This is a genomic window from Mesorhizobium sp. CNPSo 4671, assembly GCF_057784245.1.
The window spans coordinates 252,277-267,333 of sequence record NZ_JBWLUW010000010.1; the positions used below are offsets into that span (position 1 = coordinate 252,277).

Here is a 15,057-nt window from a genome sequence, read left to right on the forward strand (position 1 = left end):
TCAGGTGCCGTTGGCGCTGGCCAGGAAAAGGCCGGCGACGATCGCCACTACTGTAGCCACCGTCGGATAGATCACCAGCAGGCCGGTCACCAATGCGTCGCGCAGGGAAGGTCCCTTGCCGGTGTCGGCCGGTACGTCGAACGGCCCGGCGGCCTGGCCAACAATTTTCGGAGCATGGGTGCCGGCCGGGCGCAGGCGTGCTGGCAACTCGCCGGCATCGCTGTTGGCATGGAATTTCACTGAGCTGGTCATGTCCCGAACCCCTTCATGTCCTGCGCTGTATCGGCTGCGATTGTGTCGGCAGGATGCCGCGCCCATGGCGGGATTGTTTCATTTTCGGTGCGTTTTCGTTTCAAGGAGGTTCGACTCTGTCCATTTCGGGTCCGGACAGACCTAGGGTGCCGCCCTTGCCGCTATCGGCTGCATCGGTTAGGAAACGCGCGCTGTGGGACGCGGTAAATTTACCGAGCCACGAAGCCACGAAACATCAGGTGCCCAATTCATGGCCGACAAATCGGAAAAGACGAAAGCGCGGCTGCCGCGCGGTTTTGCCGACCGCAGCGCCGAGGACATCCGCGCCGTCGAGAAGATGATGGCGACGATCCGCTCGGTCTATGAGCTCTACGGTTTCGAACCCGCCGACCAGCCGCTGATCGAATACACCGATGCGCTCGGCAAATTCCTGCCCGACCAGGACCGGCCGAATGAAGGCGTGTTCTCCTTCCAGGACGATGACGACCAGTGGCTGTCGCTGCGCTATGACCTGACCGCGCCGACGGCGCGTTTCGTCGCCGAGAATTACGAGCGCCTACCAAAGCCCTACCGCAGCTACCGCTCTGGCTGGGTGTTCCGCAACGAGAAGCCCGGCCCCGGCCGCTTCCGCCAGTTCATGCAGTTCGACGCCGACACGATCGGCACGCCGGGCGTCGCCGCCGACGCCGAAATGGCGATGATGATGGCCGACGTCATGGAAGCGCTCGGAATCAAGCGCGGCGACTACGTCATCCGCGTCAACAACCGCAAGGTGCTGGATGGCGTGCTGGAGGCGATCGGCCTTGGCGGCGAAGAGAATGCCGGCCGCCGGCTGACGGTGCTGCGCGCCATCGACAAGCTGGACAAGCTCGGGCCGGAAGGGGTGAAGCTTCTGCTCGGCCCGGGCCGCTGGGATGGCGGCAAGGAAGGCGAGGGCGACTTCGCCAAGGGCGCCGGGCTGAACAACGGGCAGGCCGAGGCTGTTCTTCAAGCAACGGCGAGGAACGCGCAGGCCGGCCAGGATTCCATGGTCAATTCGAACGCGACCTATCAGGAAGGCGTCGGCGAACTCGCGACCATCGAAGCCCTGGTCCGGGCGGCGGGATATGGCGAAGACCGCATCGCCATGGACCGCTCTGTCGTGCGCGGCCTCGAATATTACACCGGCCCGGTCCTCGAGGCCGAGCTGCTGGCCGAAATCCCCAATGAGGACGGGCAGATCGTGCGCTTCGGCTCGGTCGGTGGCGGTGGCCGCTACGACGGTCTGGTCTCGCGCTTCCGCGGCGAGCCGGTGCCGGCGACCGGCTTTTCGATCGGCGTGTCGCGGCTGATGACGGCGCTTAAGAACCTCGGCAAGCTCGACAGCGCCGATGTGATCGCGCCGGTCGTCGTCCTGGTCATGGACAAGGACACCGACAGCCTCGGCCGCTACCAGAAGATGGTGAGCGATCTGCGCGCCGCCGGCATCCGTTCCGAAATGTATCTTGGCGGCGCCGGCATGAAGGCGCAGCTGAAATATGCCGACCGGCGTGGTTGTCCGGTCGCCATCATCCAGGGCGGCGACGAGCGCGCCAAGGGCGAGCTGCAGATCAAGGATCTGATCGAAGGCGCGCGCATGTCCGCCGAAATCACCGACAACGCCGAATGGCGCGCCGCGCGCCCGGCGCAGGTGACGGTGGCGGAAAGTGAATTGGTCGCCGAGGTGAAGAAGATCCTGGCGGCGCAGGCGGAGGAACGCGCGAAGTGACGAGCGCTGCCCTCTCTTGTCCTTCTCCCCTTGTGGGGTCCGTAGGACGGGGCGAGACCCGCGGCTCGCCCCAGGGCGATGGCCTCGCGAAGCGAGGTCGGATGAGGGGTGCTCCAGGGAACGCCAACCTCTCACTCCGTCACCCACCCCTCATCCGTCTCGGCGCTGCGCGCCGATCCACCTTCTCCCACAAGGGGAGAAGGGAAGGGCGCAGCATATGACCTCCCGCTACCCCGCCATCGCAGCCGACATCACAAACCTCTTCGCCGCACGTGACACACACGCGGTCGAGGTCGCCGTCCTGCAGCCGGCGGACCCGTTCCTCGACATGGCCGGCGAGGATCTGCGCCGTCGCATTTTTCTCACCGAAAGCGAGACCGGGCAGACATTGTGCCTGCGGCCGGAATTCACCATTCCGGTCTGTCTCGACCATATAAGCTCGCAGGCCGGCACGCCGCGTCGCTATTCCTACCTGGGCGAAGTGTTTCGCCAGCGCCGCGAAGGCGGCAACGAGTTCTTCCAGGCCGGCATCGAGGATCTTGGCGATCGCGACACGGCGGAAGCCGATGCCCGCTCCGTGGCCGACGCGCATGCGCTGCTGTCGCTGGTACTGCCGGGCCAGGCGCTGACGATCACGCTTGGCGACCAGGGTATCTTCGAGGCGGTGCTGGCCGCGCTTGGCCTGCCGCGCGGCTGGCGCATGCGGCTGGCCCGTGCCTTCGGCTCGGCGCCGATGCTGCAGGCTGCACTTGCCGATCTCGCCAATCCGCCGCGCAACGGCCAGCTCTCTGGCGAGTTCGCCGCCCTTGTCCTAGACGGGGATATCGAAGGCCTTTCGGCACACATCGCCGGCGGCATGGAACAGGCCGGCCTGTCGGCGTCGGCCGGACGCTCACCCACGGACATTGCGCGGCGGCTGATCGAGAAAGCCGAATTGCGCAGCGTGCGGCTGTCGAACGAGGCCTTCGCGGCGCTGAAGAATTTTCTGGCGATCGACGTGCCGCTCGATGGCGCGGCCGAGGCGCTGGAAAGCTTTGCCGCCGGTGCCGGACTGTTGCTGGGTGCCGCGCTGGAGAAATTCGCCGCCCGTGCCAAGGCGATCGAGGCGCATGGCTTGCCGGCCGGGAAAATCCGCTACGACGCCGCCTTCGGCCGTCCGCTCGACTACTACACCGGCGTGGTCTTTGAAATCGCGGCGCAGGGCGGCGAGCGTCCCTTGGCCGGTGGTGGCCGCTACGATCGGCTGCTGACGCTGCTCGGCGCCAAGACCGCGATCCCCGGCGTCGGCTTTTCCGTCTGGCTCGACCGCATCGAGGCGCTGCGGGAGACGGCATCATGATCACGTTGGCCATTCCCTCGAAGGGCCGGCTCAAGGAGCAGGCGCTGGAAGTGCTGGCCAAGGCCGGCCTCGCCATCAGCCTGCCCGGCGACGAGCGCAAATATCACGCCCGCGTCGAGGGCCTGGACAATGTCGAGGTCGCCTTCCTCTCGGCTTCCGAAATATCGGGCGAAATCGGCCAGGGCGCGGTCGATCTCGGCATCACCGGCGAGGATCTGGTCCGCGAAAACCTCGCCGACTGGGAAGCCCGCGCCGAAATCGTTGCCCGTCTCGGCTTCGGCCATGCCGATGTCGTGGTGGCGGTGCCCGAAATCTGGCTCGATGTCGACACCATGGCCGATCTCGACGACGTCGCCGCCGATTTCCGCCAGCGCCACGGAAGGCGGTTGCGGATCGCCACCAAATACTGGCGGCTGACGCAGCAGTTCTTCTCGCAGAAGCACGGCATCCAGGTCTATCGCATCGTCGAAAGCCTCGGTGCCACCGAAGGCGCGCCGGCGGCTGGACTTGCCGACGTCATCGTCGACATCACCACGACCGGCTCGACGCTGCGGGCCAACCACCTGAAGGTGCTGGGCGACGGGGTTGTGCTGAGGTCGCAGGCCTGTCTGGTCGCATCAAGGAAAGATCGTTCGGTGGCGGATGAGGCGTTCGTGCGCGATATCGCTGCGAAAATGGCGGCAGCGGTCGGATAGCGATCCCCACGACCAGAACTCCACGACCATCGACAGGATTTCCACTACCTCGCCGGGCTGATAGACTCGGGCGCGCCTGGGAGGAAACAGCGATGCCGGTCAATCTCGACGAGCTGAAGAACGCCACCAATCTGCGCGGCCGCGGCGCGCGCGCCGGCAGCGTCTTTATCGCACCTGTCGACGGCAGGGCGCATGTCTCGGGCGAGCGCAAAGTGCCGCTGCTCGACAAGACCATTCCGGCCCTTTTCTCAGACACCGCCAGCAAATACGCTACGCAGGATGCCGCCGTTTTCGTCGGCCAGGACAAGCGCTTTACCTGGAGCGAGCTGTCGGACACGGTGGATGCGCTGGCCGCCGGCTTCCTGGCACTCGGTCTCGAAAAAGGCGACCGCGTCGGCATCTGGTCGCCCAACCGCTGGGAATGGCTGGTGACGCAGTTCGCCACCGCCCGCATTGGCCTGATCCTGGTCAACATCAACCCGGCCTATCGGCTGACCGAGCTCGACTATGCGCTGAACAAGGTTGGCTGCAAGGCGTTGGTCACCGCGGCCAGCTTCAAGACCTCGGACTATCTCGGCATGATCGAGACGCTGGCGCCTGAGATCGCCACGGCGGCACCCGGCAAGCTCAAGGCGAAGAAATTGCCTGATCTGAAGATCGTCATCCGTATGGGCGAGGACAACTCGCCAGGCATGTTCAATTTCGCCGACGTGCTGGCCATGGCCGGGCGAGACGAGCATGACAGTCTCGACCGCATTTCCGAAGGGCTGAAGCCGAACGACGCCATCAACATCCAGTTCACCTCGGGCACGACAGGCGCCCCCAAGGGCGCGACACTGACGCACCACAACATCGTCAACAACGGCAATTTCGTCACCTCGGCGATCAAGCTCACCGTTGACGACCGGCTCTGCATCCCGGTGCCGCTCTATCATTGCTTCGGCATGTCGATGGGCACGATGGGCTGCGTGTCGAAGGGCGCGACCATGGTTTTCCCGGGCGAGGGGTTCGACCCTGGCGCCACGCTGAAAGCCGTGTCGCAGGAGCGCTGCACCGGCCTCTACGGCGTACCGACCATGTTCGTCGGCATGCTCGACCATGCGGATTTCGCAAGCTTCGATCTCTCCAGCCTGCGCACCGGCATTATGGCCGGCTCGCCATGCCCAATCGAGGTGATGAAGAAGGTGGTGTCGCTGATGCATATGTCGGAGGTGACCATCGCCTATGGCATGACCGAGACCAGCCCGGTGTCCTTCCAGAGCGGCGTCGACGACCCGCTGGAAAAACGCGTCTCGACGGTCGGCCGCATCCATCCTCATGTCGAGGTCAAGGCCATCGATGCCGATGGCGCCACCGTTGCGGTCGGCGCGCCGGGCGAACTCTGCACGCGCGGCTATTCCGTCATGAAGGGCTACTGGGACGACGCGGAAAAGACCCGCGAGGCGATCGACGCCGACGGCTGGATGCACACCGGCGACCTCGCGACAATCGACGCCGAGGGCTATTGCAACATCGTCGGCCGGGTCAAGGACATGGTCATCCGCGGCGGCGAGAACGTCTATCCCAGGGAGGTCGAGGAATTCCTCTACCGCCATCCCAAGGTCAGGGAAGTGCAGGTGTTCGGCATTCCCGACCAAAAGTATGGCGAGGAACTGTGCGCCTGGATCGTGCTCAAGCCCGGCCAGATCGCCACTGAACAGGAAATCAGAAACTTCTGCGCTGGCCAGATCGCCCACTACAAGATCCCCCGCCACATCCGCTTCCGCACCGAATTGCCGATGACGGTGACCGGTAAGCCGCAGAAGTTCCTGATGCGCCAGGCGATGGTCGAGGAACTGGGGCTGGTGACGCAGAAGACCGCGTGAAAAACGCTTCGATCTGTCGGTGCGTGAATGCAGCCAAGGTTCGCAGAAGCGCACAGGGGCTTGAATGACTGGTTTCGGACGATCGGCGATTTCCTACGCGATGCCCCTCGCTGCGCTGGCGATGGCTGTCGCGGTCAAAGCCAGCGGGCTGTCGGTGGACCAGGGTTCGCTGAACGCCAGGATCCTTGTCGGCGCGCTGTCGTGTGCGATCATGTTCGTCACCGTTTTCGTGGTGCTCGACCACGCCGAGGCGGTAGCGCGGCGGGTAGGGGAGCCGTACGGCACGCTGGTGCTGACGTTTGCCGTCACGGCAATCGAAGTGTCGATCATTGTTTCCATGATGCTGCATGGAGAGAACAACCCGACGCTGGCACGGGAGTCCGTCTTCTCGACGGTGATGATCACATCTACCGGTGTTGTCGGCATGTGTCTCGCGCTTGGCGGCTGGCGTCATCGCAAGCAGGCCATCGTGCGGCAAGGGACCAGTGCCTATCTGGCGGTTCTGATCGCGCTGACCGTCATGACGCTTATTCTGCCGACCTACACCCAGACCACGGATCCCGGCACGTTTTCGGCAGCCCAACTTGGTTTCGTCAGCGTCCTTTCAGTGCTGCTCTATGCAAGCTTCGTGTTCGCGCAGACCGTCCGGCACCGGGAAGACTTTACCCAGGGACAACCACACGACGTTTCGGTGCGCGCTGCCCCTCACGAGAACATCTCTGCCAGCGCTCTGCTGCTGATGGCCGGGCTGATCGGAATTGTCATGCTCGCCGAGCAGGTCGCGGCAAGTGTCGAAGATACGCTCGTTGCCTACCAGGTGACCCAGGCTGACAGCATTGTGGGGGCAATGATCGCGGGGCTGGTGTTGATGCCGGAGGCCATTTCGGCGGTGCGCGCTTCACTCAACAACGAGCTGCAGCGAGGCTTGAATGTCGCGATGGGTTCAGCTTGCGCCACGATCGGGCTGACCATACCGGGAGTCGCAGCCGCCAGCCTGCTGACGGGGAGAGGACTGACCCTGGGGCTGCCGGCTGCTGATGCGGTCCTTTTGGTCCTGGCGCTTTTCATATGCAATGTAAGCTTCAGCACTGAAAGAACGACGTTCTTGACCGGAATGGTCCATCTTGTCGTATTTTTTACTTATGTATTTCTGATATTTATACCATGAAAGCTGCGGTGGAAGCGAAGCGCCAAGGCTCCAACATCCTTCGCTATCTCAGACCCCGGATTTGAGGTGGTCGATGAAGGCGCGCAGCTTCGGCAGGATCTGGCGCTTGCCGGGATGATAGAGGAAGACGCCCGGCGTCGTCGCGGCGATGGTGTCCAGCACGGGCTCGAGTTTTCCCTGGGCAATCGGACCTTCGGCGACAGGTCGAGGGATCTGCGCCACCCCAATCCCACGCATCGCGGCTCCGAGCAATGTCGGATAGTCATGCGCGATCAGCGGGCCTGAAACGATGGCCTCGATCGCCTCGTTTCCGTCGACGAATGTCCAGGGTGCGATGGCGCCGTTCGAACGGCGCAAGCGCAGGCAGGCGTGGTTGCGCAAGTCGTCGACACGTTCTGGGCGCCCATGGCGCTCGAAATAGTCGGGGCTGCCGACGACCACGAACGAGAATGACGGCGTCAGCCGGACCGCGACCATGTCGGTCGCAATGAACTGGCCGAGGCGAATGCCGGCATCGAACCCGCCGGTCGCCAGATCGACCATCTCGTCGCTCGCGGCGATCTCCAGTTCGACTTCGGGATAGGCCTGGCAGAAAGACGCGATCACCGGCTCCAGGATCAACGGCACGACGGCGCGCGGCACGGACAGGCGCAGCAAGCCGGTCGGCCGCCGGCCGACATCCCGCGCGGCCTCGCCGGCGGCGACGATCTCCTCGAAGGCAGGGCCGGCACGGTCGAGGAAGCGCTGACCGGCCTCGGTCAGGCCGACGCTGCGTGTCGTGCGGACAAACAACGCCGCACCGATGCGGGCTTCCAGCGCGCGCACCGCCTGGCTTACGGCTGACGGCGTCACGCCGAGATCGGCAGCGGCGCGGCGGAAGTTGCGGCGCTTGGCGACCGCCAGGAACACCTCGACGCCCTCCAGCGCTCCATGCCGGATTGTGTAGTTCTGCTTCATGGCCTGTTTCTATTATAGCGGATAGTTGAACTAAGGAAGCGGGTTTAAGTAAGGGGTGAACCTTGGAGACCTGCTATGACCGATGGACTTGATGGGGTGCGCGACCATTACCGCGCGACCGGCCTGACTGAACGGCTGAAGACCGTACTGGCTGCCTTCGGCCCGGAGGATCGGCTTCTCACCCCGCAGCAACTGGGCACCCTCGACCAGTTTCACACCCGTGGGCTTGCCGCCACCGCCGAGCTTGCCCAATTGGCTGACATCACCGCCGGCATGTCGGTTCTGGATGTCGGCTCGGGCATCGGCGGGCCGGCGCGCTTTCTGGCCGCGACTTGCGGCTGTCAGGTAACCGGTGTGGACATCAGCGAGCCTTTCGTGGAGGCCGCGCGCTATCTGACCGCGCGTACGGGACAGAACGGCCAGCTGTCGTTCCACGCCGCCAGCGCCCTGGAGCTTCCATTCGCTGACGGCCGTTTCGACATCGTGCTGCTGCAGCATGTGGCAATGAACATCTTCGACCGGGCGCGGCTCTACCGCGAGATTCGGCGCGTGCTGAAATCAGGTGGCAGGTTTGCCACCTTCGACGTGGTGCTGCGCGGCGGCGAGGCGCGCTATCCGCTTCCCTGGGCGCGAACGCCGGCAACAAGCTTTCTCCTGACAGCCGACGCGACGCGTGAGGCGATCGAACCGGCCGGCTTCCGCATGCTGGCATGGCAAGACGACACCGAAGTCGCCAAGGCCTGGTTCGCACAGTTACGGGCGTCGGGTCCGCCGCCTTCGCCAAATCTCGGCGTGGTGATGGGGCCGGACTTCGCCGAGCTTGCAGCCAATTTGGGACGAAATCTCATGGAAGGCCGGCTCGGCATCCTGACCGCGGTGTTCGAGGCCGCGCCGACCAACAGCTGACAGGAGACCACAATGTCAACGGAAATCCTTTTCCAGACCCATCTCGTTCTGGGTTATGTCGCGTGGCTGCTGTGCTTGCGCGCGTACATCTGGCCCTGGCTGAACTCGATGGATCGCGTCGCGGCGCAGCGCGCCATCGCCACGCTGCACAGCTTCCGCTTTTTCGGGCTCGTCTTCATCCTTCCGGGCGTCGTCAACCCTGACCTGCCCGCCAGCTTTGCCACCTTCGCCGCCTATGGCGACTTCGCAACCGGGCTGCTGGCCATGCTGGCACTGCTCACGGTGCGGATACGCCCGCTCTTCTGGCCGTTCGTCGTCGCCTTCAACGTTGCAGGCACGGTCGACCTCATTGTCGACTATTACCTCGCCATCCAGGCCGACCTCCCTGCCCATGCAGGATTGTTTGGCGCCACCTACGCGATTCCCGTCATCTACGTGCCGCTGCTGATGATCACGCACATCGCCGCGTTCTATTTTCTGGTACGCCCGCACCGGAACGCGACACGCGCCATCGCCGGCGAGGCGGCTGCTTCGTAGATGGTTTGGAAATCGGCTGGGCGTCCCGCAACCTGCCTGCCGCTACGCCCCTTGCTGGCGGCGGCCGGCCCGCATTTCGCTCGGTCGCGGCGCCGAGCCCGGCTCCTGCACGAGCGGCCCGAGCAGCACTTCTCCGAACAGCGGCTGGTAGCTCCTGCGTACCGCCGGGTCCTCCTTGAAGGACAGCGCATATTGGCCGATCTGGTGGAAATAGGTGATGCGCGCCCTGACCAGGCTTTCATCCTCGGGATAGCCCATGGCGCGGAAGGAGCGGATCAACAGCGCGATGCGCAGATCGTCCATGTCCTTCACCTCCTGCGCCAGCTTCTTCGACGTTCGCGACCAGTCGCGCACGGCAAGATCCAGCAGCGGGCTGAACGGCGCCTCATCGACCCAGACATGCACGATGTCGGTGAAGAACTGCAGGCCGTCTATGTCGTGGATGTCGCGCATGGCCCAGAACGGCGCGCAATTGGTGTTTCGCCATTCCTGCAGCAGGCCGTCGCGAAGGTCGGCCAGGCTGGCGAAGTGGAAATAGAAGCTGCCGCGCGTCACCTTGAACTGATGCGCCAGGCGATCGATCTTGACCTCGCCGATGCCACGCTTCTCCAGCACCTTGCGCGCGGCCGTGATCCAGGCCTCGCGGCTCAGCGTCTGCCGCGCCGCCTTCGCGGGCGGAGCGGCTTTGGACGGTCTCTTGCCTCTGGCCGGGGCGCTTTCGGCTTTCATCTGGTCAAGACCTTCATCGCCATATGCGACGCCTGCAAACCGTTCGCCGGCTTCGATGCGCTTCGCGACTCATCAAGTGTCCATCTATCGCGGAAGGCGCAGCTCAGGGCAATGCGCTGATCCGCTCCAGCATGAGTTCGAAGAACGGCGCCGGATCGATGCGCCGCAGGACATTGCAGTTCTTCCGCCGGCCGGTGACGTGCCACCAGTCGACGACGGTCATGCCGATCGTCTCCGGCGAGACGATGTCGACCGTGACCGCGCACTGGCGCTGCTCATAGATCTGCGGCGCCAACAGATAGCCGGTGACGCAGGCATCATGGATGGGGCGCGCCGGCGTTTCGAATTTGTGCGTGCCGTACTGGCGGAAGAAGTCGGCCAGATTGGCGGCCTCGATCGCGGCGCGGCTGCCGGTGGCACGCAGGCGGTCGAGCCATTCCGGCGTCATCAGCGCGGTGTAGGTGCAGTCTATGCCCGCCATGGTCACCGGCACGCCGCTGTCGAACACTTTGTGCGCCGCATGCGGGTCGACGAAGATGTTGAACTCCGCCGCCGGCGTGGTGTTGCCGCCCTGGAAAAAACCGCCGCCCATCAGCACGACTTCGCGCAGGCGGGGCACGATCCTCGGCTCCATGGTCATGGCCATGGCGAGATTGGTCATCGGCCCGAGCGTGCAGACGGTCAGCTCACCCTCCGGCGCGTCCATGATCGTTCGCACCATGTAGTTGACGGCGTGCTCGCTCTGAAGCGGTGTCACCGGTTCGGGAAGGTCGGCGCCGTCGAGGCCGGTTTCGCCGTGCACATATTCGGCGGTGATCAGCTTGCGCACCATCGGCGCCGGGCATCCGGCATGGACCGGCACATCAGGCCGCCCGGCAAGCTCCACCACCTTGAGCGCATTCTTCGACGTCAGGGCAAGCGGCACATTGCCGCCGACCGTGGTGATGCCGACCACGTCGAGTTCGGCCGGAGAGCCCAGCGCGAAGAGGATCGCGAAGGCGTCGTCCTGGCCCGGATCGGTGTCGATGATGATCTTGCGTGGTGCCATGTTTCAGCGCTCTTCCTTTTGCGATCGAAAGCCTATTGATGAGGCCGTTCGGATGTGTAGAAATACAGTACTGTATCTTATGTTCAAGACAGGGTGTTCGAAAATGGATGCACAAGAGCGCGGCGATTTTTCCGAAATTCCGATCCTCGACGTTTCGGCGCTCTATGGCGACGATGAGGGCGCCATCCGGGCAACGGCGGCGACGCTGCGCCGCTATCTCGAGACGATCGGCTTCCTCTATGTCACCGGGCATCCCATTCCGCGCGCCGATGTCGAAGCGGTCCGCGAAGCCTCCAAGCGCTTCTTTGCCTTGCCAGACGAAGAAAAGCTGAAGCTGAAGATCGACAAGAATTTCCGTGGCTTCCTGCCCTTTGCCGGTTCGACCATCGTGACCTCGTCGGTGGCGACCGTCAGCAAGCCGAACCAGAGCGAATCGATCTTCTTCATGCACGAGGTCGGCGCCGACGATCCAAGGGCCCTGGCCGACAAGCCCTTGCAAGGCCCCAACCAGTGGCCGGACGAAACAGCGCTTGCGGGTTTCAGGCAGACGATCGAGCGCTATGTCCAGGAAATGGGCACGCTGGCCCGCAAGATGGTCCGCGCCATTGCGCTCTCGCTCGGGCTGCCCTCCGATAGCCTCGACGGCTATTTCGAGCAGCCGACGACCTTCCTGCGGCTGCTGCACTATCCGACCCAGCCCCAGGAAGAGGGGCTCTTCGGTTCGGCACCGCACACCGACTACGGCTTCATCACCTTGCTGGCGCAGGACAATGTCGGCGGTCTCGAGGTCAAGAACAAGGCGGGCGACTGGGTTCCGGCACCTCCGGTTCCGGATTCCTTCGTCATGAATGTCGGCGACATACTGGCGCGCTGGTCGAACGACCAGTTCGTTTCGACGCCGCACCGCGTCATCAACCGCTCGGGACGCGAGCGCTATTCGCAGCCCTTCTTCTTCGATCCGTCCATGGACGAGACGATCGAGGCGCTGTCGGTCTGCGTGCCGGCCGGCACGCAGCCGAAATACGGGCCGGTGCTCTACGGCGACTATCTGATGGAGCGCATCGACAAGAACTACCACTACCGCAAGAAGAAGGCGGCGGAAGCCGCCGGCGCATAACGGCAAACAAGCAAAGAAAGGGGAACAGCAATGAATGCATATCTGCGAATGACCGGCCTTGCGCTGGCGATATCCACCATGGCCTGGGGCGGGGTTTCCCGGGCCGCCGAGATTGCGAAATCCACCGACGTCAAGCAGAGCGGGACGCTCGCCGTCGCCAACACGCTGGACTATGCGCCGTTTGAATATCTCGACGCCGACGGCAAGCAGACCGGCATCATCATCGAACTGGCCGGCGAGGTGGCCAAGCTCGTCGACGCCAAGCTCGACGTGCAGCGCACGCCGTTCCCCTCGATGATCCCCGGCCTGGCCGCCGGCCGCTTCAAGATCGCCTGGGAGACGTTCTCGGCCACGCCCGAGCGGCTGAAGCAGGTCGATTTCGTCATGTTCCTCAAGGCGGGTCTCGCCGTCTCGACTTCGCCGGACAAGAAGGCGAGCTTCAGCGGCGACACCCCGCTCTGCGGCAAGCGCATCGGCGTCTCGGCCGGCAGCGCCTCCGACTTCCTGGTCGACAAGCTGAGCAAGGAGTGCACCGACAAGGGCCAGGCGGCCATCGCGAAGTCAGTCTTCAACTCCTCGACGGATATCGTCCAGGCCGTGCTGTCCGATCGTGTCGACGCCCGCATGGACGATGCAACCGCTTCCAGCTATTTCGAGGTGACGAGCAAGGGCCAACTGGTGGTGCTGCCGACGCTTTACGATGTCGCGCCGCTCGGCATGGCGATCGCCAAGGACGACAAGGAGACCGCCGACATGATGGTGGCAGCGCTCGCCGAACTGTTCAAGAACGGCACCTACAAGGCTACCCTGGAAAAGTACGGCATGGGCGCCTACGCGATCAAGGAACCTTACTTCGTCGGCACCATGAACGCGCTGCGCGCCGAATAGGAATTACCCGGCGCCTGATCCTGGGTCAGGCGCCGGCCAGCAACCAGGAGACCATTGATGGGCATTGCCCACCAGACCGAGATCGGCGTCGAGCCAGGCGTTGCCGTCGCCGTGTCACGACTGACCGTCGTGCCGCAGCGCCGCTATGGCATCTGGGTCGGCACGGCGTTCGCCCTCTTGCTGGCCTTCCTGATCATCCGCGCTTTCGCCAGCAACCCGGCCTTCGCCTGGGGCACGGCCGCCGGCTACCTGTTCCATCCCTCGATCATGCGCGGCCTCGGCAACACGCTGGTGCTCACCGTCATCATCATGCTGCTGGCGATCGTGGTCGGCACCGTCATCGCCATCATGCGGGTGTCGCCAAGCCCGGTGCTGCGCGCCTTCGCGGGCGTCTATGTCTGGTTCTTCCGGGGTGTCCCGGCGCTGATCCAGCTGATCTTCTGGTTCAACCTGTCGCTGCTGGTGCGCGAAATCTCGCTCACTCTGCCTTTCCTGGGTACGCTGTTTTCCGTGCGCACCAATGACTTCATGACCCCGTTCTTCTCCGCAGTCGTGGCGCTTTCGCTGTGCGAGGCCGGCTATATGGCCGAGATCATCCGCGCCGGTATCAAGTCGGTGCCGTCTGGCCAGTCGGAAGCGGCGAGCGCGCTCGGCATGCCCTACCGCATGATCCTGAAGCGCATCACCCTGCCGCAGGCCATGCGCTTCGTGCTGCCGCCGACCGGCAACGAGGCGATCAACCTCTTGAAGATGACCTCGCTTGTGACCTTCATCGCGGTCGACGACCTGTTCTATACGGCGCAAAGCATCTATGCCCGCACCTTCGAGACCATCCCGCTCTTGATCGTGGTCGCCTTCTGGTATCTCGCCGTGGTCAGCATCATGTCGGTGGGACAGCATTTCCTGGAGCGCCATTTCGGCCGCAGCGACATGCGCCGAGAACCACTGACGATGCGCGCCTTGCGCAATCTGATCAGCCTACGCGGCGTTGCCCGATGAGCGACGTGAAGTCCGAAAACCGCGCCCGCTTCGGCGTGCCGGCCGACTCCATGGTGTTCGCGCGTGGCGTGCGCAAAACCTATGGCTCGCTTGAGGTCCTCAAGGGTGTCGACTTTGATGTGGCCGAGAGATCGGTGGCCTGTATCATCGGTCCGTCGGGATCCGGCAAGAGCACGTTCCTGCGCTGCATCAACCATCTGGAAAAACTCAGCGGCGGCATCCTGTTGGTCGACAGCCAGTTCGTTGGCTACGACCTCCAGGGCGACAAGCTCTACGAGGTCAAGGACGATCTCCTGTGCCAGCGCCGGGCCGAGATCGGCATGCTGTTCCAGTCGTTCAACCTGTTCTCGCACATGACGGTGATGGAGAACCTGATCGAGGCACCGACGCAGGTGCGGCGCATCCCGCTCGACCAGGCCAAGGCCGAGGCGGAAGTGCTGCTGCGGCGCGTCGGCCTTGCCGACAAGGTCGACCGTTATCCGCGCGAACTGTCCGGCGGCCAGCAGCAGCGCGTGGCGATCGCGCGTGCCATGGCGATGAAGCCGAAGGTGCTTTTGTTCGACGAGCCGACATCGGCGCTCGACCCGGAATTGGTCGGCGAAGTGCTGCAGGTGATGCGCGATCTGGCCGAGAGCGGGATGACGATGGTCGTCGTCACCCACGAAATCGGCTTTGCCCGCGAGATCGGCGATCAGCTCGTCTTCATGGATGGCGGCGTGATCGTCGAACGCGGCGCGCCGCGCGAGATGATCGCCAACCCGCAATCGCCGCGCACCCGCGAGTTTTTGTCTCGGGTTCTCTAACGCTTGG

At 64.1% G+C, this 15,057-nt stretch carries 15 protein-coding genes; 11 read left to right on the forward strand and 4 right to left on the reverse strand.

Annotated elements, in window-relative coordinates; translation table 11 throughout:
* Positions 1-252, reverse strand: coding sequence for a hypothetical protein (locus AC04SF_RS26395; RefSeq protein WP_488480172.1), 252 nt, complete (start codon positions 250-252; stop codon positions 1-3).
* A gap of 250 nt (positions 253-502) precedes the next feature.
* Here AC04SF_RS26395 and hisS point away from each other — a divergent pair, with 250 nt between their 5' ends.
* The 5 genes from hisS (at position 503) to AC04SF_RS26420 (ending at position 7,066) form a co-directional block, all read left to right on the forward strand.
* On the forward strand, positions 503-1,999 hold the full coding sequence (hisS, locus tag AC04SF_RS26400; RefSeq protein WP_488480173.1) for a histidine--tRNA ligase: 1,497 nt from the start codon (positions 503-505) through the stop codon (positions 1,997-1,999).
* Positions 2,000-2,216: 217 nt separating this feature from the next.
* The gene (locus AC04SF_RS26405) at positions 2,217-3,338 is read left to right on the forward strand and encodes an ATP phosphoribosyltransferase regulatory subunit (RefSeq protein ID WP_488480174.1); all 1,122 of its coding nucleotides are present in this window, start codon (positions 2,217-2,219) and stop codon (positions 3,336-3,338) included.
* The gene (hisG, locus tag AC04SF_RS26410) at positions 3,335-4,033 is read left to right on the forward strand and encodes an ATP phosphoribosyltransferase (protein ID WP_488480175.1); all 699 of its coding nucleotides are present in this window, start codon (positions 3,335-3,337) and stop codon (positions 4,031-4,033) included. The genes AC04SF_RS26405 and hisG overlap by 4 nt, the downstream gene beginning before the upstream one ends.
* A gap of 92 nt (positions 4,034-4,125) precedes the next feature.
* Positions 4,126-5,898, forward strand: a complete 1,773-nt coding sequence (locus AC04SF_RS26415; protein WP_488480176.1) for an AMP-binding protein — start codon at positions 4,126-4,128, stop codon at positions 5,896-5,898.
* A gap of 64 nt (positions 5,899-5,962) precedes the next feature.
* Entirely contained in the window at positions 5,963-7,066 is a 1,104-nt protein-coding gene (locus AC04SF_RS26420) for a calcium:cation antiporter (protein WP_488480177.1), read from the forward strand.
* 48 nt (positions 7,067-7,114) lie between these two features.
* Here AC04SF_RS26420 and AC04SF_RS26425 read toward each other — a convergent pair whose 3' ends face one another.
* Positions 7,115-8,023, reverse strand: coding sequence for a LysR family transcriptional regulator (locus AC04SF_RS26425; protein ID WP_488480178.1), 909 nt, complete (start codon positions 8,021-8,023; stop codon positions 7,115-7,117).
* Between the two features lie 75 nt (positions 8,024-8,098).
* On the opposite strand from AC04SF_RS26425, the gene AC04SF_RS26430 reads away from it, so the two are divergent.
* Positions 8,099-8,929 (forward strand): class I SAM-dependent methyltransferase, encoded by an 831-nt coding sequence (locus AC04SF_RS26430; RefSeq protein ID WP_488480179.1) that lies wholly within the window; start codon positions 8,099-8,101, stop codon positions 8,927-8,929.
* Positions 8,930-8,941: 12 nt separating this feature from the next.
* Complete coding sequence (locus AC04SF_RS26435) at positions 8,942-9,466, forward strand: hypothetical protein (protein ID WP_488480180.1); 525 nt, start codon at positions 8,942-8,944, stop codon at positions 9,464-9,466.
* Positions 9,467-9,508: 42 nt separating this feature from the next.
* Here the strand turns inward: AC04SF_RS26435 and AC04SF_RS26440 are convergent, their stop codons facing one another.
* Positions 9,509-10,195 (reverse strand): TetR/AcrR family transcriptional regulator, encoded by a 687-nt coding sequence (locus AC04SF_RS26440; RefSeq protein ID WP_096454522.1) that lies wholly within the window; start codon positions 10,193-10,195, stop codon positions 9,509-9,511.
* Positions 10,196-10,298: 103 nt separating this feature from the next.
* Positions 10,299-11,243: a nucleoside hydrolase gene (locus tag AC04SF_RS26445; protein ID WP_488480181.1), complete on the reverse strand. Its 945-nt coding sequence runs from the start codon at positions 11,241-11,243 to the stop codon at positions 10,299-10,301.
* Between the two features lie 103 nt (positions 11,244-11,346).
* On the opposite strand from AC04SF_RS26445, the gene AC04SF_RS26450 reads away from it, so the two are divergent.
* From AC04SF_RS26450 to AC04SF_RS26465, 4 genes are read left to right on the forward strand one after another with little or no spacing between them, the layout of a single operon-like run.
* On the forward strand, positions 11,347-12,360 hold the full coding sequence (locus tag AC04SF_RS26450) for an isopenicillin N synthase family dioxygenase (protein ID WP_488480182.1): 1,014 nt from the start codon (positions 11,347-11,349) through the stop codon (positions 12,358-12,360).
* A gap of 30 nt (positions 12,361-12,390) precedes the next feature.
* Positions 12,391-13,248, forward strand: coding sequence for an ABC transporter substrate-binding protein (locus tag AC04SF_RS26455; RefSeq protein WP_488480183.1), 858 nt, complete (start codon positions 12,391-12,393; stop codon positions 13,246-13,248).
* A 57-nt stretch (positions 13,249-13,305) separates the two neighbouring features.
* Complete coding sequence (locus AC04SF_RS26460; protein WP_488480184.1) at positions 13,306-14,247, forward strand: amino acid ABC transporter permease; 942 nt, start codon at positions 13,306-13,308, stop codon at positions 14,245-14,247.
* Entirely contained in the window at positions 14,244-15,050 is an 807-nt protein-coding gene (locus AC04SF_RS26465) for an amino acid ABC transporter ATP-binding protein (protein ID WP_488480185.1), read from the forward strand. Before AC04SF_RS26460 ends, AC04SF_RS26465 begins: the two co-directional genes overlap by 4 nt.
* Positions 15,051-15,057: the final 7 nt, after the last annotated feature.